This is a genomic window from Acidovorax sp. NN32, assembly GCF_057597245.1.
Genome location: NZ_CP199679.1, coordinates 3,465,049 through 3,484,777, shown reverse-complemented (window position 1 = coordinate 3,484,777; position 19,729 = coordinate 3,465,049). Strand labels below are relative to the sequence as shown.

The following is a 19,729-nucleotide window of genomic DNA, read 5'->3' as shown; positions in this document are numbered from 1 at the left end:
ACGGGCTTGCCTCAGGTCAAGAATCCGTGAATTTCGACCCTAAAGCCCGTGCTGTTTCCATGGCCGCTAGGGGGAATAGGGATGGCCGGGTGGCTTGAAACACCTAAAATGGGCCGCACATGCGTGCCATGACGGCAGTGTGTCCGTTTTCTGTTTCCCGCAACTGGAGCCCCGCTTGAACAATCAGTGGTTTTCAAAAATTGCCGTGTGGCTGGTTATTGCCATGGTGCTGTTCACGGTGTTCAAACAGTTTGACACCCGTGCCGGAGCCAGCGCAGGCCACGTCGGCTACTCGGAGTTCCTGGAGGAAGTCCGCAGCAACCGCATCAAGAGCGCGACCATCCAGGAAGGCCAGGGCGGCACCGAGATCGTGGCCGTCACCAATGACGACCGCAAGATCCGCACGACCGCCACCTATCTGGACCGTGGCCTTGTGGGCGATCTCATCAACAACAACGTCAAGTTCGACGTCAAGCCCCGTGAAGAAGGCTCCCTGCTCATGACCCTCCTGGTCAGCTGGGGCCCCATGCTGCTGCTGATCGGCGTGTGGGTGTACTTCATGCGTCAGATGCAGGGCGGCGGCAAGGGCGGTGCCTTCAGCTTCGGCAAGAGCAAGGCCCGCATGCTCGACGAAAACAACAACCAGGTCACGTTCGCGGACGTGGCGGGTTGCGACGAGGCCAAGGAAGAAGTCAAGGAAGTCGTGGACTTCCTGAAAGATCCGCAGAAATTCCAAAAGCTGGGTGGCCGCATCCCACGCGGCCTGCTGCTGGTGGGCCCCCCTGGCACCGGCAAGACCCTGCTTGCCAAGTCCATCGCGGGTGAAGCCAAGGTGCCGTTCTTCAGCATCTCTGGCTCCGATTTTGTGGAAATGTTTGTCGGCGTGGGTGCGGCCCGTGTGCGCGACATGTTCGACAACGCCAAGAAGAATGCTCCGTGCATCATCTTCATCGATGAAATCGACGCGGTCGGCCGCCAGCGTGGTGCTGGCCTGGGCGGCGGTAACGACGAACGCGAACAGACCCTCAACCAGATGCTGGTTGAGATGGATGGCTTCGAAACCAACCTGGGCGTGATCGTGGTGGCTGCCACCAACCGCCCCGACATCCTGGACGCCGCCCTGCTGCGCCCTGGCCGTTTCGACCGTCAGGTCTATGTGACGCTGCCCGATATCCGTGGCCGCGAGCAGATCCTGAACGTGCACATGCGCAAGATCCCGATTGGTCAGGACGTGGCCCCTGGCATCATTGCCCGTGGCACCCCTGGCATGAGCGGTGCCGATCTGGCCAACCTGTGCAATGAAGCTGCCCTGATGGCTGCGCGCCGCAATGCCCGTACCGTCGAGATGCAGGACTTCGAGAAGGCCAAGGACAAGATCCTCATGGGCCCCGAGCGCAAAAGCATGGTCATGCCCGAGGAAGAGCGTCGCAACACGGCCTACCACGAGTCTGGCCACGCCCTCATTGGCAAGCTGCTGCCCAAGTGCGACCCCGTGCACAAGGTCACCATCATTCCCCGTGGCCGTGCTCTGGGCGTGACGATGAGCCTGCCTGCCCAGGACCGCTACAGCTACGATCGCGAATACATGCTCAACCAGATCAGCATGCTGTTTGGTGGCCGCATCGCTGAAGAAGTGTTCATGAACCAGATGACCACTGGGGCCAGCAATGACTTCGAGCGTGCTACGCACATTGCCCGCGACATGGTCACCCGCTACGGCATGACCGATGCCCTGGGGCCTATGGTCTACGCCGAGAACGAAGGCGAAGTGTTCCTGGGCCGTTCGGTGACCAAGACCACGACCATGAGCGAGCAGACCATGGAAAAGGTGGACATGGAAGTGCGACGCATCATCGATGAGCAGTACAACCTGGCCCGCCGCCTGATCGAAGAGAATAGCGACAAGATGCACGCCATGGCGAAGGCCCTGCTCGAATGGGAGACCATCGACACCGAGCAGTTGGACGACATCATGGCTGGCAAGGAGCCCCGTCCTCCCAAGGACTGGACGCCCCGTACACCTCCCTCGGGCGGCGACAACTCCAGCGGCGGCACGCCTGCGGTGACGACGGACACCGCACCATCGGCCGCCTGATTGCTGGCCGGTCCATCCGTTCTCACGGGGCCTTGTGCCCCGTTTTTCATGGCTGGTGTTGTGCTGCCTCCCGACCTTGACCAGGAAGGCGCCTGTGACCTTTTCTCGATCCCCCCATGATCTGGCAGACCTCCCGTTTCTCTATTGACCTGGCCGAGCCCCGCGTGATGGGCATCGTCAATGCCACGCCGGACTCGTTCTCCGACGGCGGGCGGCATGGCTCCACCGCTGCGGCCCTGCGGCATTGCGAGCAGTTGCTCCGCGACGGGGCACACATTCTGGACATTGGCGGGGAGTCCACGCGCCCCGGCAGTCCGGCGGTGCCGCTGGACGAAGAGCTGGCGCGTGTGGTGCCTCTGGTGCAGGGCGCGGTGTCCCTGGGGGTGCCTATCTCCATCGATACCTACAAGCCCGAGGTCATGCGCGCGGTGCTGGACCTGGGCGCGGACATCATCAATGACATCTGGGCATTGCGCCAGCCGGGTGCCGCAGAGGTGGTGGCATCGCACCCGCAATGTGGGGTGTGCCTGATGCACATGCACCGCGACCCCCAAACCATGCAGGTGGCCCCGATGGAGGGCGATGTGGTACAGCAGGTACTATACTTTTTGCAGCGCTCTGCGCTTGACCTGCAAGCGCTAGGGGTCGAAAAGAACAGGATTGTGCTGGACCCGGGTATTGGTTTTGGCAAAACGGTGGAACAGAATTTTGCGCTGCTGGCGCACCAGTCGGTGCTGCGGGCTGCAGGCTATCCTCTTCTGGCAGGCTGGTCCCGCAAGTCCTCGCTGGGCGCGGTGACGGGCCTGGCGGTAGAGCAGCGCATGGTGCCCAGCGTGGCGGCGGCGGTGTTGGCCGTGGAGCGTGGAGCTTCTGTGGTGCGCGTGCACGATGTCCGCGAAACCGTGGCGGCGCTCGCGGTGTGGCGTGCAATGCAAGCGGTCTGACGGGGTCTTCCGGAGGCTGGGGCGTTGTATGGATGGGCGCATGCCAGACCCTTTGGCGATGGATAACAAACAATGAGATTCACACGAGGAGACGCTAGAACATGACGCGCCAATACTTTGGAACCGATGGCATTCGTGGCACCGTCGGGCAGCCACCCATCACCCCGGATTTTGTTCTGCGCCTGGCCCATGCCGTCGGGCGAGTGTTGCGCAGGACCGAGGAGCGCCCCACGGTGCTGATCGGCAAGGACACGCGCATTTCGGGCTACATGCTGGAAAGTGCGCTGGAGTCAGGCTTCAACTCCGCGGGTGTGGATGTGGTGCTGCTGGGCCCTTTGCCCACCCCGGGTGTGGCCTACCTGACCCGCGCACAACGCGCCAGCCTGGGGGTGGTCATCAGCGCCAGCCACAACGCCTATCCCGACAACGGCATCAAGTTTTTCAGTGCACAGGGCACCAAGTTGCCCGACACGTGGGAGCAGGCCGTGGAAGCGGCCCTGGGCGAACCCCCGGTGTGGGCCGATTCGGCCAGCCTGGGCAAGGCGCGGCGGCTCGATGATGCGGCGGGCCGCTACATTGAGTTCTGCAAGAGCACGTTTCCGCAGGACCTGACCCTCAAGGGCCTCAAGATCGTCGTCGATGCCGCGCATGGCGCGGCCTACCAGGTGGCACCCAAGGTCTTCCACGAGCTGGGTGCCGAAGTGCTGTCGATTGGCTGCTCGCCCGACGGCCTCAACATCAACCACGAGGTGGGAGCCACCCATCCTGATGCGCTCGTGCGGGCCGTGCGCGCCAACCACGCCGACTATGGCATTGCGCTCGATGGCGACGCGGACCGCCTGCAGATCGTGGATGCCACGGGGCGCCTGTACAACGGCGACGAGCTTTTGTACCTGATGGCTTCGGACCGCATGGGCCGCGATGAGCATGTGCCGGGTGTCGTGGGCACCCTGATGACCAACATGGCAGTGGAGGTGGCGCTGAAGGCAAAGGGCGTGAAGTTTGTCCGGGCCAAGGTGGGCGACCGCTATGTGCTTGAAGAGCTGGCGCGGCACCAGTGGGTGCTGGGCGGCGAGGGCTCGGGCCATCTGCTGGCGCTGGACCGCCATACCACCGGCGACGGCTTGGTGAGTGCTTTGCAGGTGCTGCAGGCCTGTGTGCGCAGTGGCCGTACCCTGGCGCAACTGTTGGCCGACATCACGCTCTATCCGCAGGTGCTGCTGAATGTGCGGCTGGCCCCTGGCCAGGACTGGAAGGCCAACCGCTTGCTGGCTGACACGACCCAGGCCGTCGAGCAGGAACTGGGCGCGTCAGGCCGCGTGCTGATTCGCGCGAGTGGTACCGAGCCGCTGCTGCGGGTGATGGTGGAGGCCCGTGATGCGCAAATGGCCAGTTCCTGCGCGCAAAGGTTGGCCGACGCGGCCCGTGCTGGCTGATGGTGATCCCGCCGAGAGCTCCTTCCACCGTTGGCGCGCCGCACGATCCGCTACGCTGCGGCTTTTGCCGCCGACCAGGAACCCCATAGATGCCTTCGAACACTGACATGCCTTCCACCATCACCGTCCGTTCCGTGGACTACGGCAATGCCCGCGAAGCGCGGGCGTTGGTCGAACTGCTCGACGGCTATGCAAGGGACGTGGCGGGTGGTGGCGTTCCACTGAGCGCCGAGGTCCAGCGGGGCTTGCCCGAGGCGCTGCGCCAGCGGCCGCAGGCTTTCAGCGTGATGGCCTGGGCGGCGGACGCTTCGGCGCCGCACGGCGAGGTGCCCGTGGGGCTGATCAATTGCCTGGAGGGCTTTTCGACCTTTGCCTGCCGGCCTCTGGTCAACGTGCATGACGTGGTGGTGGCACCCGGCTGGCGCGGCCACCGCATCGCCCAGCGCATGCTGCACCGGGTGGAAGCGCTGGCCCGCGAGCGCGGTGCCTGCAAGCTCACGCTTGAAGTGCTTTCGGGCAACCACAGTGCAATGCGCGCTTACGAACGGGAAGGCTTTGCTGCCTACACCCTGGACCCCAGCATGGGGCAGGCACATTTTCTGCAGAAGATGCTGGATGGGGCAGGGCCTGCGCCATTGGCGGCACCTTGAATCCCCCTCCCGGAGACCTGACCGCATGAAGACAGTGTTTGGCCAGATCGCCGCAATGGGCGCCATCGTTGTGGCCGCGTTGCTGGCCGCTCCCGTGGCCCATGCGGGCAAGACTCTCGACGGTATCAGGGCGCGCGGGCAGGTGGTGTGTGGTGTCAATACCGGGCTGGCCGGGTTTGCGATGGCAGACTCCAGCGGCAAGTGGTCCGGACTTGACGTGGATGTCTGCAGGGCGCTTGCAGCCGCCGTGCTGGGCGACGGCAAGAAAGTCAAGTACGTGCCGTTGGACGTGCCGCAGCGTTTCACGGCCTTGCAATCCGGCGAGGTGGACGTGCTTTCGCGCAACACCACCTTTTCGCTGGCGCGCGATGCATCGATGGGTCTGCACCAGACGGTCGTTACCTACTACGACGGCCAGGGTTTCATGGTGCCTGCCAAGAGCAAGATCAGGAGCATCCGCCAGCTCAAGGGACAGACCGTATGTGTGCAGTCGGGCACCACCACCGAAAAAAACCTGGCCGACTATTCCCGTGCCAACGGCCTCGACATCAAACCCGTGATGTTTGAGAAGGTAGATGCTGCAACGGCTGCCTATCTGGCGGGCCGGTGCACCGCATTCACCACCGATGCATCGGGCTTGGCAGCCTTGCGCAGCGGTGTTTCGCAAGGCGCGGCAATACACACCATCTTGCCGGAACTCATCTCCAAGGAACCCCTGGGGCCCTTGGTGCGGCGGGGCGACGACGAGTGGTTTGCCGTGGTCAAGTGGGTGATCTACGGCCTGATCGAAGCCGAAGAGTATGGTGTGACGCAAGCCAATGCGGATTCGCTGAAAGCCAGCAGCGCCCACCCGGTGGTGCAGCGCATGGTGGGTACTTCGGAAGACACCGGAAAGCTCCTGGGGCTGGACCGGGACTGGTTGCTGCGCGCCCTCAAGACCACCGGCAACTACGGCGAGATTTTCGAGCGCAACGTCGGTCAGAAGTCGGCACTGGGGCTGTCGCGCGGCCTCAACAACCTGTGGAGCAAGCAGGGCCTGATGTACGCGTTTCCGATCCGCTGAACTGCGCTTGCAGGGACTGACCTGGGCGACGATGCATGGGATGCTGACTGCTGAAAGCCCGCACTGCCCCAGGAGCCTCGGTCCTGCAGACTGGGTGTATTTGCTACTGAATTTATAGCTGCTTGCGATTTGCCATCAAGCGCTAGGCCCTGTTTTTATGCTATTTTTCGAGCCGATGGGCTGCTGTCCCTGCTGCGTCCACCGATGCATTCATTGGCCGCCGCACGAGCCCTTTGGCCAGCATGGGGCAGTGTCGGTCAATGCAACTGCCGCCGCATGAAGGCTTCCAGCTCGGGCGCGGACAGCGGCATGCTGAAGTGGTAGCCCTGCGCCTCGTCGCACCCTTGTTCGCGCAGGTAGGCCAGTTGACCTTCGGTCTCCACGCCTTCTGCCGTGGTGCGCATGCCCAGCGCCTGGGCCATGCGGATGATGGCGCTGACGATGGCGCGGTCGTTGCTGTCATCACCCAGGTCGCGCACGAACGACTGGTCGATCTTGAGTTTGAAGATCTGAAAGCGCTTGAGCTGGCTCAGCGATGAGTAGCCGGTGCCAAAGTCGTCCATCGACATGCGCACGCCGCGTGCGTGCAACTGGTCCATGGTGGCCACGGCAGCATGGGGGTCGTCCACGGCGACGCCCTCGGTCAGCTCCAGCTCCAGGGAGTCGGGCGGCAGACTGAACTCGGCCAGCATGCGGCTCACCAGCTCCGGCAGCTGCGGCTGGCGAAACTGGATGGCTGACAGGTTTACGGCCATCGTCAGGTGTGGGAATCCGTTCGTGCGCCAGGTTTTGAGCTGTGACAGCGCCGTGCGCAGCACCCATTCCCCAATCTGCAGGATCTGCCCGCTGTCTTCGGCAATGGGAATGAACTCTGCCGGCGATACTGCGCCCAACTGCGGGTGTTGCCAGCGCAGCAATGCCTCCACGCTGCGCACGGAGCCGTTGGTCAGGCTCATCTGCGGCTGGTAGTGCAGGTGGAACTGGTTGCGCTCCAGCGCACGCCGCAGGGCGTTTTCAAGCTGCAAGGCGCGCACCGACTGCGCCTGCATCTCGGGGGTAAAGAACTTGAAGGTGTTGCGCCCGTCGAGCTTGGCGCGGTACATGGCCACATCGGCCGACTGTGTCAGCGTGTCGAAGTCCGTGCCATCCTGCGGGAACAGCGCGATGCCCATGGACGGCGCCATGGTCAGCTCGTGGTGGTCAATCTGGTAGTGCTGGCGCGATGCCTCCTGCAGCTTGCCGGCCACGCGGGCGGCGCCATGGGCATTGGCGCCCGGCAGCAGCAAAATGAACTCGTCGCCGCCCAGGCGCGACACGGTGTCCTTGTCGCGCACCACGGCCCGCAGCCGCTTGGCGATCTCCACGAGCAGGGTATCGCCCACGCGGTGGCCCAGCGAGTCGTTCACATGCTTGAAGTGGTCAAGGTCCAGGAAGATCAGGGCCAGCGGCGTGTTGCCCTCCTGGGCGACGCGGATGGCCTCCTGCGCCCGTTCTGCCAGCAGCGTGCGGTTGGGCAGGCCTGTCAGGGCGTCGTAGTGGGCCAGCCAGTAGATGCGTTCCTGATCGGCCTTGCGGTCGTTGATCTCACGGTGCAGGTTGTCCACGGTCTCGCGCAGTTCGCGGGTGCGGTCCTGCACCTGCCTTTCCAGGTCTTCGTGGGCACTGGCAAGCACGGCCTGCGCCTGCTTGCGCTCCGTGATGTCCATCGTGATCCAGATGGAGCCCTGCGATGGATCGGCTGGGTCGATGGACTTGCTGCGCACCTCGCAGATCACGGGGGTCCCATCCTTGCGGCACAGCTCCAGCTCGCCCTCGTAGGAGTGGCCCGCGGCCAGCTGCGGATAGCATCGGCGGCCGACCTCTTCCCACGCAGCGTCGCTGGCGTACCACCGGCGCGAGGGGCTGCCCACCAGTTCACCGGGCTCGTAGCCCAGCATTTGCTCAAAGTGGTGGTTGCAGCGGGTCAGGCGCCGGTCGCGCAGGAACACGATCCCCACCATTGCGCTGTCAAAGAGCAGCTGCTTTTCACGCACCGCTGCGCCCAGTGCTGCCTGCGCACGCTTTTGCTCGTCGATGTCGTCCAGGATCCAGATGGAACCTTCGGCTGTGTCGTGCGGGTTGATAAGCCGCCCGGTCAGGCTGCCCCAGAACAGGCTGCCGTCGCGCCGGCGCAGCTGGCGCTCGACGCGGAACGCCTGGCCCTGGGCTAGTACCGGGTAGGCGGTGCGGCCCAGATCGCGAAACGCCTCGCGCGAAGGGTAGAAGGTTTCGGTGTTCAGCCCGACCAGGCTCTCGGGGCTGGCATGGCCAAAAATTTCGGCATACCGCTGGTTGCAGCGCACCACACTGCGCTGGCGCAGGAACACAATGCCTACGCCCGCACTGTCGAGCAGGGTTTGCTGTTCGCGCAGCGCGCGTTGCAAGGGAGTGTCGGTGGCAACTCCAGGACGCTGCGATTCTGAAGTGCTGTACGGCGCAAACATGGAGACCGGTACGGGCTGTAGGGCCTGGCGGCCTGGGTAATTTGTACCAAAGTGTAGCAGCGCTCCCTTACAAGCCCATGTGGGCACCTTCGGTAACCGCCGCAATGCCGCCCGCAACCAACGGCGCGCAAGTGCCTAGCCTGACGACGACTGCTGCTCCTGCTGCTGCTGCTGGCGCAAGTAGGCCTCGAAGGCATCCGCGGGCAGGGGGCGACTGAAGTAAAAGCCCTGCGCTTCGTCGCAGCCCTGCGCACGCAGAAATTCAAGCTGCCCGTCGGTCTCCACCCCCTCGGCCGTGGTTTGCATACCCAGCGCCTGCGCCATGCGAATGATGGCGCTCACGATGGCGCGGTCGTTGGCATCCTCTTCGAGGTCGCGTACAAACGATTGGTCGATCTTGAGTTTGTAGATCTGAAAACGCTTGAGGTAGCTCAGCGATGAGTACCCGGTGCCAAAGTCATCCATCGACAGGCGCACGCCCCGGTCGTGCAGCTGGTCCATCATCGCCAGTGCGGCGGCGGGATCGTCCACGGCGGCACCCTCTGTCAGCTCCAGCTCCAGCCTGCGGGCTGGCAGGCCAGCCTGTTCCAGGCAGCGGGTCACCATCTCGGGCAACTGGGGGTGCCTGAATTGCACGGCGGAAACGTTCACGGAAACGGCCCGCAGGGGCAGGTGCAGATCCAGCCAGCGTTTGGTGTCCCTCACCGCTGTGTGGATGACCCATTCGCCAATTGCCACGATCATGCCGCTGCTCTCGGCCACGGGGATGAACTCGGCTGGCGACACCAGGCCCAGTTCGGGATGGCGCCAGCGCAGCAGGGCTTCGGCACCCACCACCTGGCGCGTGGTGAGCGAGACCTGCGGCTGGTAGTGCAGCTCAAACTGGTTGCGCTCCAGCGCACGGCGCAGCGCATTTTCGATCTGGAGGGCACGGGCGGTGCGGGCTTCAAGATCGGCGGTGAAGAATCCGTACCGGTTGCGTCCGTTCTGCTTGGCACGGTACATGGCGGCGTCTGCCCGCTGGTACAGCGTGTCGAACGATTCCCCGTCGGCCGGGTACATCGCAATGCCGATCGACAAGGTGGTGGTGAGTTCGTAGGGGTCAATCTGGAAGGGCTGGGCCACGGCGGCCAGCAGCTGCGTGGCCATGTCGGCGGCGGCAGCGGCGGAAGTGGCGGGGAGCAGCAGCAGGAATTCGTCCCCACCCAGGCGCGAAACCGTGTCCTGGGGCCTCAGGAGAGACTGAAGCCTTTGTGCCACGGCCACGAGCAGGATGTCGCCGATTCTGTGGCCCAGCGAATCATTGACATTCTTGAAGTGGTCCAGGTCCAGAAACAGCATGGCCAGCGTACCGCCGCGCGCCTGCTCGTCGGCAATGTGGCGGTGGGCGCGTTCCGCCAGGAGCGCGCGGTTGGGAAGGTTGGTGAGCGGGTCGAAGTGGGCCAGCCGTTGAATGCGGTCCTGGGCCTCTCGCTGCTGGGTGATGTCGCGGAACAGCGTGATGGAATGCGTGACAACGCCATTGCCGTCTCGCACGCTGCTCACCGACAGCCACTGCGGGTAGGTGGATGCATCCTTGCGGCGCCCCCAGGCCTCGCCCTCCCAGCTTCCGCCCTGCGGCAACTGTGCGTAGACGGTATCGGCGTGGAAGTCATCGTCGGCTCCGGCGACCGTGAGCAGACGCACGGACTGTCCTACCGCTTCGGCTTCCGTGTACCCGGTGATCCGTGTGAATGCCCGGTTGATGCGCACGATGGTATGCGCCGCGTCGGCAATCACGATGGCTTCACTGCTCTGGTCAAACACCTGGGCGGTGAGCTGCAGCTGCTCCTGGGACCGCTTGCGTTCGGTGATGTCGCGCGACAGCACAATGAACCTGGGCTTTGCGCTGGGGGAGGTGGCCTTGCGCGCCGCAGACAACTCAAACCAGGTGGCGCCCAGACTGGGCAGATCAAGCACGATCTGCCGACCGGTGGACCAGCCCTGGGCGTGGGCTTCGTTCAGCACGTCCATCACCGACAGTGCGGCCACCGCAGGCAGTACCTCGGTCACGTTGTGCCCGACCAGCATGTCTGCGGGTGCCATGAGCAACTCAGCGCGCTGGCTGTGCACGCTGCAGTACAGGCCGTCCAGGTCAAGCTCGAAAAGCGGGTCCGGGATGGCATCGACGGTGGCACGCAACTGCTGCTGGGTGGCCTGGATCTCCGAGGTGCGCTGCGCCACTTGGTAGGCCAGACCGCGCTCATGCGCCTTCAGCTCGAAAAGCAGCCGGGCGAGGTAGGTCATCAGCAGCGCAAACAGCAAGGCCACCGCGCATCGCATGGCCAGCACGCCCGGGTCTCCCCAGCCTTTGATGGGGACCAGGCTCAACGTCCATTGTCCGTTGGGCAGCGTCAAGGAACGGCCCACGGCGTCGGGGCCTGCGGGTGGGGTCGAGGCTGCGATCGTCTGTTCTTCCCCCGTGTCGGGCCGGATGCGCCACAACCTGTAGTGGTATCCCCGCTGGGTCAATTGCGGCAGTCGGGCGGCTGCCAGCACCTCGGGCAATCGGATGGTGACGTAGGTAAAGCCCCAAAAGGCACGGTGGCCCTGTGTGTCTTCCAGATAAACAGGCTGGCGCCCCACCACTCCCAAGCCACCTTGCACCAGTTCCATGGGGCCGGCCAGGGTCAGTCGGCCGGATTCCCGTGCCCTGGCGGATTCGGGGCCTTGGCGTGGGTCGTTGAGCTGATCGAAGCCGATGGAGTTTTCGTTGCCCTGGCGCGGAACTACGTGCCTGACCACCCCGTTGGGTGACAGCCCCATGGCGGCGATGCCCGGATAGAACGGCAGCATCTGGGTGCCGATCTCTTCAAACTGCGTTACTTGGCCTTTTCCCTGGCGCACGAGGGCCACCAGGGCGTTGTTGGCCGACAGGGCCAGCTCGATGGCGCGTTGCAGGGCCTGCACATGGTCGCCCGCCATGTCCGCCACCTGGGTGCGCTGTTGTGCATGCTCCTGGCGCTCCAGCGCCCACACCATCACCCCTGCGCACAGCGCCGCCAGAACAAACACGACCAGTGGGCCCGTAACAGGGCTCCGGGGGCGAGCGGGGGAGGGGGCATGCACGGTGCGGGTTCCTGAATCAATTATGCAGTCCGCACGATGGCGAGCGTTGGTGCTTCTGCGTGAACGGCTGTCACGGCATTGACACGCCTCCGACATGGCGACGTCACGTCCCAATTCCACACTTGCTCGCAGGGAAAAAAGATTCCCGGCCATGGTTGGTGCCTTCAGCCCAACCCATCCTCATGCAAGGAGATGTTGCACCATGAATGAACTGCCCACCTTGACACCACCGCTGTCTGCCGAAGTTGCTTCCCCGAGAGTGCTTCAAGGGGTGGGCGCTTTGACGGGTGCTGCGCATCCGATGCCGGAACGCGGCGCTATTCAGGTGGCCTGGGCGCGCCATGAAGATGAAGTGCGCCAGGCGCAGCGGCTGCGGTTCGACGTGTTTGCGGCGGAAATGGGCGCTCGATTGACGACCCCCATTGCGGGCCATGACGTGGACCTTTTTGACGATTACTGCGAGCACTTGTTGGTGCGCGATGTCCAGAGCCAGCAAGTCATTGGGACTTACAGGGTGCTCACTCCGGCCCAGGCCCGGCGCGTCGGCGGTACTTACAGCGATACCGAGTTTGACCTGACGCGGCTGCGCTCGCTGCGCCCCCGCATGGTGGAATTGGGGCGCAGCTGTGTGCACCCCGACCACCGCCACGGCGGTGTGATCATGGCTTTGTGGAGCGCGCTGGCGGACTTTATGGTGCGCAACCAGTTGGACACGATGATCGGTTGCGCAAGCATCCCCATGCTTCACAACGGTGTTGTCAGCGGCGATGCGGCCGCCAGCATCTGGCAGCAGGTGCGAAAGACACACCTTGCCCCCATCGAATACCACGTGCTTCCCCGTTTGCCCTTGCCCGTGGAGCAACTCGACGGATCCATCACGGTGGAGCCACCGGCGCTGATCAAAGGCTACCTGCGGCTCGGGGCCCGCGTGCTGGGCGCGCCGGCTTGGGATCCAGACTTCAACACGGCAGACCTGCCGATGCTGATGCGCCTGGCAGACCTGCATCCTCGCTATCGCAAGCATTTTCTGGGGGCCTGATGCGCGCCGCATTCGATGCCCTGGGGCCTTGGATGGAGCCACCCATGGGCCACGAGGACGCGGCCGAAGACGCACATGCCTCAGCCGCCGGTCATCGTCGGTACCGCGCGGTCTTTATTTCTGATCTGCATCTGGGCACGCCGGGTTGCCAGGCGGTTGCGTTGCTGGACTTTCTCAAGCACCACCCCAGCGATCACCTCTACCTTGTGGGCGACATCGTCGATGGCTGGCAATTGCGCCGCAAGTGGTTCTGGCCACAGGCCCACAACGATGTGGTGCAAAAGCTGCTGCGCCGTGCGCGCAAGGGGTGCCGGGTGGTGTTTGTGCCGGGCAACCATGACGAATTTGCCCGCGCGTTCGTAGGCCACTCGTTTGGAGGCATCGAGGTGCGGGCCGATGCGGTGCACACCACGGCGGATGGCCGCAGCCTCTGGGTCACGCACGGCGACCATTTTGATGGAGTCATCCAGTGCGCCAAGTGGCTGGCGTATCTGGGCGACAACCTTTATGAATTCACGCTCAAACTCAACCGGTACCTCAACACCCTGCGCGCCCGCATGGGGCTGCCCTACTGGTCTTTGTCGGCCTACCTGAAAGGCAAGGTCAAAAAAGCCTTGAACTACGTCACCGACTTTGAAGTGGCTGTTGCGGCTGAAGCACGCCGCAGGGGGCATGACGGCGTCGTGTGCGGCCATATCCACCGTGCCGAGATGCGCGAGATCGGTGGGACGCTTTACTGCAATGACGGCGACTGGGTGGAAAGCCACACCGCCTTGGTCGAGCACATGGACGGCAGGCTGGAACTGTTGCAGTGGCCGGCTTCTCCTGTCGCCAATATTTCCCGGGCCGAGTCGGCTGCCGTTGTATGAAAATTGCCTTGTTGACAGACGCCTGGCTGCCTCAGGTCAATGGGGTGGTTACCACCTTGCTGGAACTGGTGCAGGAGCTTGAAGCGGCCGGGCACGAGGTGCAGGTGCTGCACCCCGGCCAGTTCGCAACCCGTCCGTGCCCCGGCTATCCTGGCATCGACTTGGCAGTGCGCCCGGCGAAGCGGGTGACGACGATGCTGGACGCGATGAAACCCGATGCCATTCACCTTGCCACGGAAGGGCCGTTGGGCTGGGCAGGGCGCCGCTATTGCCTGTGCAAGGGGTTGGCATTCACTACCGCTTTCCACACGCGATTTCCGGAAATACTGCATGCAGCGCTGCGCGTGCCACTGCGATGGGGGTATGCGCTGTTCAGGCACTTTCACCGGCCATCTTCGGGGGTGATGGTGCCTACGCAAGGCGTTTTGCAGATGCTGGAGCGACGGGGCTTTCGCAATCTGCGCCCATGGACCCATGGGGTGGACACACGGGCTTTTCCGTTCCACGGTGCAACCATCCAGAGCCCGCTCACGGGTGCTTTGGCGCACCCCGTCTCCTTGTATGTCGGGCGGATTTCGTACGAGAAAAACATCGAAGCTTTCCTCCAGCTGGACATACCAGGCTCCAAGGTGGTGTGCGGGGTCGGTCCACTGGAAGCTCGCCTCAAGGCCAAGTATCCGCAGGTCCGTTGGCTGGGCATCCTGGACCGTGCCGCGCTGGCACAGGTGTATGCGGCTGCGGATGTGTTTGTGTTTCCCAGCCGGTCAGAAACCTTCGGCTTGGTCATGCTGGAGGCAATGGCCTGCGGGACGCCGGTGGCCGCCTACCCTGAGGACGGCCCGATGGAGGTGCTGGGGGCGCATTCAGGTCAGCCGTCCAGAGGGGGCGTGCTGCACAACGATTTGCTCGTGGCAAGTCAGCAGGCACTGGCGATACCCCGGTCCGAAGCGCGCGCACGGGCACTCGATTTCACCTGGGCGCATGCCGCCCGGCTGTTCGAGCAGTATCTGGTTCCCGCCCAAGCGCAGGGCTCGCCTCGTGTGACTGTCACAAAATCTGTCACATCTTTGTCATCTGGGCGTTAAATACTGCTGCCATCCTGCACTAGCCGCGTTTGCGTACCCATGTTGCCTTTGCCTTCCGATGATGCTCTCGTGCATGCCAACGCCTCCCTGTCGCCGGACAGTGGCACAAGCGGAGGATCCTCACAGTCCGCCAGCGCGCCCCCTCACATGTTTCTGGACAGGGACCACAGCATCCTGGCTTTCAACGAGCGTGTTTTCGACTGGGCTGTGAGGCCGGATGTGCCGCTACTGGAACGATTGCGATATCTGTGCATCGTGTCGTCCAATCTCGACGAATTTTTTGAGGTCCGTGCTGCGCCGCACATTACCGCCGCGCAAAAAGGTGAGACCAAAGGGCTCTATTCGACGGCATCGTTCGAAGCCATGGCCGCCAAAATACACAGCCTGGTGGAGCGGCAATACGCGCTGTACAACGAGTCCCTGGTGCCTGCGTTTGCCGCGCACGGGATTCGCATCGTGGGGTATGGCGAGCGATCACCCGCCCAAAAGCGCTGGGTCCACGACTATTTTGTGAACGAGGTCCGGCCACTGCTGATTCCAGTGGGGCTGGATCCGGCCCATCCGTTTCCACAGGTGGCCAACAAATCGCTGAACTTCATTGTTCGCCTGAAGGGCCACGACGCTTTCGGCAGGGAGAACGAGATTGCCATCGTCAAGGTGCCGCGTGCGCTGCCAAGGCTGATCCGCATGCCCGCTCGCGTGGCGCCTGGGGAGGCTCTTTTCGTGAGCCTCTCCAGCATTGTTCGCGCGCATCTGGAGGATCTTTTCCCGGGGCGGGAGGTCACGGAATTCTCGCAGTTCCGCGTGACACGCCATTCCGATTTGGCACTGGACGAAGAGGATGTGCGCAATCTGCGGACTGCCCTTCGCCAGGGCTTGCAACACCGGCACTATGGGCAGGCGGTACGGCTGGAGGTGTCCTCCGGGTGTTCGCAGTTTTTGTCGGATTTTCTGTTGGCGCAGTTTGCTTTGCCGGCCGCTGCCTTGTACCGGGTGCATGGCCCGGTGAACCTGGTGCGTTTGACGCAGCTGGTGGATCTGGTGGATGCGCCGGAACTGCTCTTTCCACCCTGGAATTCCGCGTGGCCCCGGCAGCTGCAATCCGGCGTGTCCATCCTGGAACAACTGCGCAAGCACGACGTGCTGATCCACCAGCCGTTCGAGAGTTTTGACGGGCTCCTTGCCTTTTTGCGTGAAGCCGTCAATGACCCTGATGTGCTTGTCATCAAACAGACGATCTACCGCACCGGCGCGGACTCCGAACTCATGGACCTGCTCACCGAGGCCGTACGCCGCGGCAAAGAGGTCATGGCGGTGGTGGAACTCAAGGCGCGCTTTGATGAAGAGGCCAATATCAACTGGGCCGAGGCCCTGGAGTCGATTGGCGCCCAGGTGGTCTACGGGGTAGTGGGTCTCAAGACGCACGCCAAGATGCTGCTGGTTACGCGCAGGGAAGGGCGAAAACTGCGGCGCTACGGGCACCTATCGACGGGTAACTACAACGTACGTACTGCACGGCTGTATACCGATCTGAGCTACCTTACGGCCGATGAAGAAACCACGGCCGACATGGACGGGGTGTTCAATCACCTTGCGAGCCAGAACCGCCCGCCCAAGCTGCGCAAGCTGATGCTGGCGCCGTTCCATCTGCACCGGCGAATGCTGGAGAAAATCGAACAAGTGGGTCTGGCGGCCAGCCGGGGAGAGGATGCGCGGATCGTGGCCAAGATGAATGCCCTGACCGACGAGGCCCTGATGCGTGCTCTGATCGTGGCCGGCCAGCGCGGTGCGCGCATTGATCTCATCGTGCGGGGAGCTTGCATGCTGGCAGCCCAGGTGCCTGGGGTGACCGACAACATCCGTGTACGGTCGGTGATCGGCCGCTTCCTGGAGCACACACGTGTCTTCTACTTCCGCAGCGGGGGGGAGGAAGATCTGTACCTTTCCAGCGCCGACTGGATGAACCGCAACATGATGCGGCGTGTGGAGTTGGCCTGGCCTGTGACAGACCCGCGCCTGCGGCAGCAGATTGTTGACGAGTGCCTGGTCGCCTATTTGCATGACGACCGGGATGCATGGACGCTGAACGCTGACGGCTCCTACAGCCGAGCCCCCCGTCCGCAGGATGGGTTGGGTGCCCAGAACGCTTTAATGGTTCGCTACGGTCCAGCCCCGTCGGGGACGCGCATGGACCAGGGGGCGGCATGATGGACCTCATCCTGTGGCGCCATGCGGAGGCAGAGGAGCTCGCAGAGGCGGGTGATGATCTGGCGAGGGCCTTGACGTCGCGCGGGGAAAAGCAGGCAGCGCGCATGGCGGCCTGGCTGGACCGGCAATTGCCCGAGGGCTTGCGCGTGCTTGCCAGTCCGGCCCGGCGCACCGAGCAAACGGCCAACGCCCTGGGGCGCAAGTTCAAGATGCGCGCCGAGCTGTTACCTGGTGGAACGCCGCAAGATCTGCTGGACCTTGTGCAGTGGCCGCGCGCCAAGGGGACGGTGCTGGTTGTGGGCCATCAACCCATGCTGGGCCAGACCATTGCGCAGCTGATGGGGCTGCAGGCTTCGGAATGCGCTGTGCGCAAGGGAGCTGTCTGGTGGTTGAGGCAGCGGCAGCGGCTGGACCAGAGCCAGACCTTGTTGATCACCGTCCAGTCCCCCGAGTTTCTTTGAGACCTGTTGTGCCGAGGGGATGCCTCGGTACAGCTGGGGCTACTTGCGCGAGGCTTTGGTCGACGTTTTGGTGGCGGGCGCCGGAACCGCAGGCGCGGCTTCCGCCTTGGGGCGACCTGTCTTGATGGAAGGTACTGCCTGTACCGCGCTGCGCAGGGCGGCGTCAGACATGGCGGCCAGGACCTTCAAGCCCGCGCGCAACAGCTCGCTTTTCTTCACGGGCTGGGCGAGAGCAGCCGAGCGCTGCTTCAGGGTTTCTATGACTGCGTATTCATCTTTGGGAATAGTGAAACTGTCGCGCACCAGCTTGGGCTTCTTGGCCTTGGTATCCCGGGCGGCGGCTGGAGCGGGGGGGGTCTTGGTCAATTTCGGTGGCACTTGCGTGGCGGTGGACGCCTTTTTCTTGGAAGCCAAGGCAGGCTTTGTGACTGCTTTTTGTGGCTGCTTGGCGACCGCAGCCGTTTTGGCGGGAGCCTTGGTGGCCGCCGCAGCCGGCTTGACCGACTTTGCCACTGTGGTGGGGGCGGGGCTGGGCGAGGGGGCTGCGGGCAGGGCGGGGCTTGAAGTGGTCATGGCAAACAAACGCTTTCAATAAACGGTATAAACAGTTTATATAGTTTATTGCCAATGCTCAGGGTAGGTCAACCACCAGTTCCCAAGGGGTCTTCTGCCATGCCTGGATTTCTTCGCGCAGCAGGTGTGCAGATTGTGGAAACGCTGTAGCCCAGCCAGCGCGGGCTTTCAGAATGAAACGGTGGCCTTGAGTCTGCAGTGACAAGCCCTGGGTGTCGGGGTCGCGGCGGGCGTGGCACAGTGCCACAGCCAGCCGCATGCTCAGCAGTTGAAGCACGAAGACGGGGTCTTGCAGGTCCGCTTCCAGCTTGCGGACCTTGCCGCGCTGACCTTGAACCAAGATGCCCAAGCGGTGCAGTTCAGGGACTGCAAATCCGGCTGCATCGGTGTTGTCGAGGATGTAGGCGCCATGGCGGTGGGAATCGCTATGGGATATCAGGCAACCAATTTCGTGAAGCCGGGCCGCCCAGTCGAGCTTGCGCGATGCTCGCTCACTTCCAAAAGGCGTAGCCTGGTCAAACAGCGTACAGGCCGTGCGCGCAACCCGTTCCGCGTGCTCCATGTCCACGCCAAACCGCTGCATCAGGCCGTTCACGGTGGCGGTGCGCAGGTCGGTTCCGGGTTGTTCGCGGTCCAGCAGATCGTAGAGTGCGCCTTGGCGCAAGGCGCCCTGGGCCACCTGCATCTGCTCGATGTCCAGCAGATCAAACACGGCGCGCAGTACGCTGATCCCTCCGCCAATGACGGCGCGCCGCTCTTCCTTGAGGCCTTCCAGGCGGATGCGATCCGCAGATTGGGCGCGCAGCAGGCGTTCGTGCAGCCAGTTGAGGCCTTCGCGGGTGATGACGCCTTGGGGGCCGCCCGCAGCTGCAAGCACGTCGCCAACGGCGCCGGCTGTGCCGGATGATCCGTAGGCCACCTCCCAGGCATCTGGCTGGAAGGTTTCCAGCGCTTCGTCCAGCACGGCCTTGGCTGCAATTTCGGCAGCCAGGAACGCCTGCGTGGTGAACTCGCCATTGGCAAAGTAGCGCTGCGACCACGCTACGCTGCCCACGCGGTACGAGGCCACGGCATGGGGCGTGAATTGCTGGCCCAAAATGAGTTCGGTGGAGCGCCCCCCGATGTCCACCACCAGGCGGCGCTCGTCGGACTGCGGGAGCAGGCGGGCGACGCCCTGGTAGATCAGTCTCGCTTCTTCGGGGCCGGAGACGACGTCGATGGGATAGCCAAGCACTTCGCTCCCGCGTGACAGAAACTCTTCCCGGTTGCGTGCTTCGCGCAGGGTCTGGGTGGCCACGGCGCGAACCTGCGAGCGCGGAAAACCCGCCAAGCGCTCTCCAAATCGCGCCAGGCAGGCCCAGCCGCGCTCCATGGCGTCGCGGGTCAGATTGCGGTCTTCGTCCAGGCCATTGCCCTGGCGCACGGTCTCCTTGAGGTATTCCACCCTCTGGATATGACCGAACTCATAACGCCCGATTTCGAGGCGAAAACTGTTGGAGCCGAGGTCGACTGCGGCGAGGCGTGTGCCGTTCTGCATGTTTTTCTGATTGGAGCTTCGTTCGGCATGGTACCGCGAGCGTCTGGTGCACCCGCGCAACGCGCATTGCCACCGGGATGGCGGGTGGGCTGATCGCAAGAATGTGATCTTCGCCAGTGTCTGCGGCTTGTATGACAAATCAATGACAGCGTTACTGGTGCTGGAGGGGGCGGGACGT

14 protein-coding genes are annotated in these 19,729 nt (G+C 63.6%); 10 read left to right on the top strand and 4 right to left on the bottom strand.

Annotated features, from left to right (window positions below):
• Positions 1-175: 175 nt before the first annotated feature.
• From ftsH to ACT89O_RS16080, 5 genes are all read left to right on the top strand, one after another.
• Positions 176-2,095 (top strand): ATP-dependent zinc metalloprotease FtsH, encoded by a 1,920-nt coding sequence (gene ftsH / locus ACT89O_RS16100; RefSeq protein ID WP_055398225.1) that lies wholly within the window; start codon positions 176-178, stop codon positions 2,093-2,095.
• A gap of 116 nt (positions 2,096-2,211) precedes the next feature.
• Positions 2,212-3,039: a dihydropteroate synthase gene (gene folP, locus ACT89O_RS16095; protein WP_121420539.1), complete on the top strand. Its 828-nt coding sequence runs from the start codon at positions 2,212-2,214 to the stop codon at positions 3,037-3,039.
• Between the two features lie 101 nt (positions 3,040-3,140).
• Positions 3,141-4,475 carry a phosphoglucosamine mutase gene (glmM, locus tag ACT89O_RS16090; protein ID WP_055398223.1) on the top strand — a complete coding sequence of 445 codons (1,335 nt, stop codon included), beginning with the start codon at positions 3,141-3,143 and terminating at the stop codon, positions 4,473-4,475.
• A gap of 89 nt (positions 4,476-4,564) precedes the next feature.
• Entirely contained in the window at positions 4,565-5,125 is a 561-nt protein-coding gene (locus ACT89O_RS16085; RefSeq protein ID WP_487260567.1) for a GNAT family N-acetyltransferase, read from the top strand.
• Between the two features lie 25 nt (positions 5,126-5,150).
• Positions 5,151-6,188: an amino acid ABC transporter substrate-binding protein gene (locus ACT89O_RS16080; protein ID WP_487260566.1), complete on the top strand. Its 1,038-nt coding sequence runs from the start codon at positions 5,151-5,153 to the stop codon at positions 6,186-6,188.
• A gap of 257 nt (positions 6,189-6,445) precedes the next feature.
• Here the strand turns inward: ACT89O_RS16080 and ACT89O_RS16075 are convergent, their stop codons facing one another.
• Positions 6,446-8,671 carry a putative bifunctional diguanylate cyclase/phosphodiesterase gene (locus ACT89O_RS16075; RefSeq protein ID WP_487260565.1) on the bottom strand — a complete coding sequence of 742 codons (2,226 nt, stop codon included), beginning with the start codon at positions 8,669-8,671 and terminating at the stop codon, positions 6,446-6,448.
• 135 nt (positions 8,672-8,806) lie between these two features.
• Positions 8,807-11,692 (bottom strand): bifunctional diguanylate cyclase/phosphodiesterase, encoded by a 2,886-nt coding sequence (locus tag ACT89O_RS16070; RefSeq protein ID WP_487262870.1) that lies wholly within the window; start codon positions 11,690-11,692, stop codon positions 8,807-8,809.
• A 289-nt stretch (positions 11,693-11,981) separates the two neighbouring features.
• Here ACT89O_RS16070 and ACT89O_RS16065 point away from each other — a divergent pair, with 289 nt between their 5' ends.
• The 5 genes from ACT89O_RS16065 (at position 11,982) to ACT89O_RS16045 (ending at position 17,441) form a co-directional block, all read left to right on the top strand.
• Entirely contained in the window at positions 11,982-12,818 is an 837-nt protein-coding gene (locus ACT89O_RS16065) for a GNAT family N-acetyltransferase (protein ID WP_055398218.1), read from the top strand.
• 44 nt (positions 12,819-12,862) lie between these two features.
• A complete protein-coding gene (locus ACT89O_RS16060) occupies positions 12,863-13,687 on the top strand; it encodes a UDP-2,3-diacylglucosamine diphosphatase (protein WP_487260564.1) in 825 nt (274 codons plus the stop codon).
• Positions 13,684-14,772, top strand: a complete 1,089-nt coding sequence (locus tag ACT89O_RS16055) for a glycosyltransferase family 4 protein (RefSeq protein ID WP_228898416.1) — start codon at positions 13,684-13,686, stop codon at positions 14,770-14,772. Before ACT89O_RS16060 ends, ACT89O_RS16055 begins: the two co-directional genes overlap by 4 nt.
• An 87-nt stretch (positions 14,773-14,859) precedes the next feature.
• A complete protein-coding gene (gene ppk1, locus ACT89O_RS16050; protein ID WP_487262869.1) occupies positions 14,860-16,980 on the top strand; it encodes a polyphosphate kinase 1 in 2,121 nt (706 codons plus the stop codon).
• Positions 16,977-17,441, top strand: a complete 465-nt coding sequence (locus ACT89O_RS16045) for a SixA phosphatase family protein (protein WP_055398215.1) — start codon at positions 16,977-16,979, stop codon at positions 17,439-17,441. The genes ppk1 and ACT89O_RS16045 overlap by 4 nt, the downstream gene beginning before the upstream one ends.
• Positions 17,442-17,480: 39 nt before the next feature.
• On the opposite strand, the gene ACT89O_RS16040 is transcribed toward ACT89O_RS16045, so the two are convergent.
• Together ACT89O_RS16040 and ACT89O_RS16035 are read right to left on the bottom strand one after the other, a co-directional pair.
• On the bottom strand, positions 17,481-18,014 hold the full coding sequence (locus tag ACT89O_RS16040; protein ID WP_431149631.1) for a hypothetical protein: 534 nt from the start codon (positions 18,012-18,014) through the stop codon (positions 17,481-17,483).
• A 58-nt stretch (positions 18,015-18,072) separates the two neighbouring features.
• Complete coding sequence (locus ACT89O_RS16035; RefSeq protein WP_487260563.1) at positions 18,073-19,551, bottom strand: Ppx/GppA phosphatase family protein; 1,479 nt, start codon at positions 19,549-19,551, stop codon at positions 18,073-18,075.
• Positions 19,552-19,729: the final 178 nt, after the last annotated feature.

Excerpts from the sequence above, each read along its gene's own strand:
- folP (WP_121420539.1), top strand. The coding sequence starts at position 2,212 with ATGATCTGGCAGACCTCCCGTTTCTCTATTGACCTGGCCGAGCCCCGC.
- glmM (WP_055398223.1), top strand. The coding sequence starts at position 3,141 with ATGACGCGCCAATACTTTGGAACCGATGGCATTCGTGGCACCGTCGGG.
- ACT89O_RS16060 (WP_487260564.1), top strand. The coding sequence starts at position 12,863 with ATGGGCCACGAGGACGCGGCCGAAGACGCACATGCCTCAGCCGCCGGT.
- ACT89O_RS16045 (WP_055398215.1), top strand. The coding sequence starts at position 16,977 with ATGATGGACCTCATCCTGTGGCGCCATGCGGAGGCAGAGGAGCTCGCA.
- ACT89O_RS16075 (WP_487260565.1), bottom strand. The coding sequence starts at position 8,671 with ATGTTTGCGCCGTACAGCACTTCAGAATCGCAGCGTCCTGGAGTTGCC.
- ACT89O_RS16080 (WP_487260566.1), top strand. The coding sequence starts at position 5,151 with ATGAAGACAGTGTTTGGCCAGATCGCCGCAATGGGCGCCATCGTTGTG.
- ACT89O_RS16040 (WP_431149631.1), bottom strand. The coding sequence starts at position 18,014 with ATGACCACTTCAAGCCCCGCCCTGCCCGCAGCCCCCTCGCCCAGCCCC.
- ACT89O_RS16065 (WP_055398218.1), top strand. The coding sequence starts at position 11,982 with ATGAATGAACTGCCCACCTTGACACCACCGCTGTCTGCCGAAGTTGCT.
- ACT89O_RS16035 (WP_487260563.1), bottom strand. The coding sequence starts at position 19,551 with ATGCAGAACGGCACACGCCTCGCCGCAGTCGACCTCGGCTCCAACAGT.
- ACT89O_RS16070 (WP_487262870.1), bottom strand. The coding sequence starts at position 11,692 with ATGGTGTGGGCGCTGGAGCGCCAGGAGCATGCACAACAGCGCACCCAG.
- ACT89O_RS16055 (WP_228898416.1), top strand. The coding sequence starts at position 13,684 with ATGAAAATTGCCTTGTTGACAGACGCCTGGCTGCCTCAGGTCAATGGG.
- ACT89O_RS16085 (WP_487260567.1), top strand. The coding sequence starts at position 4,565 with ATGCCTTCGAACACTGACATGCCTTCCACCATCACCGTCCGTTCCGTG.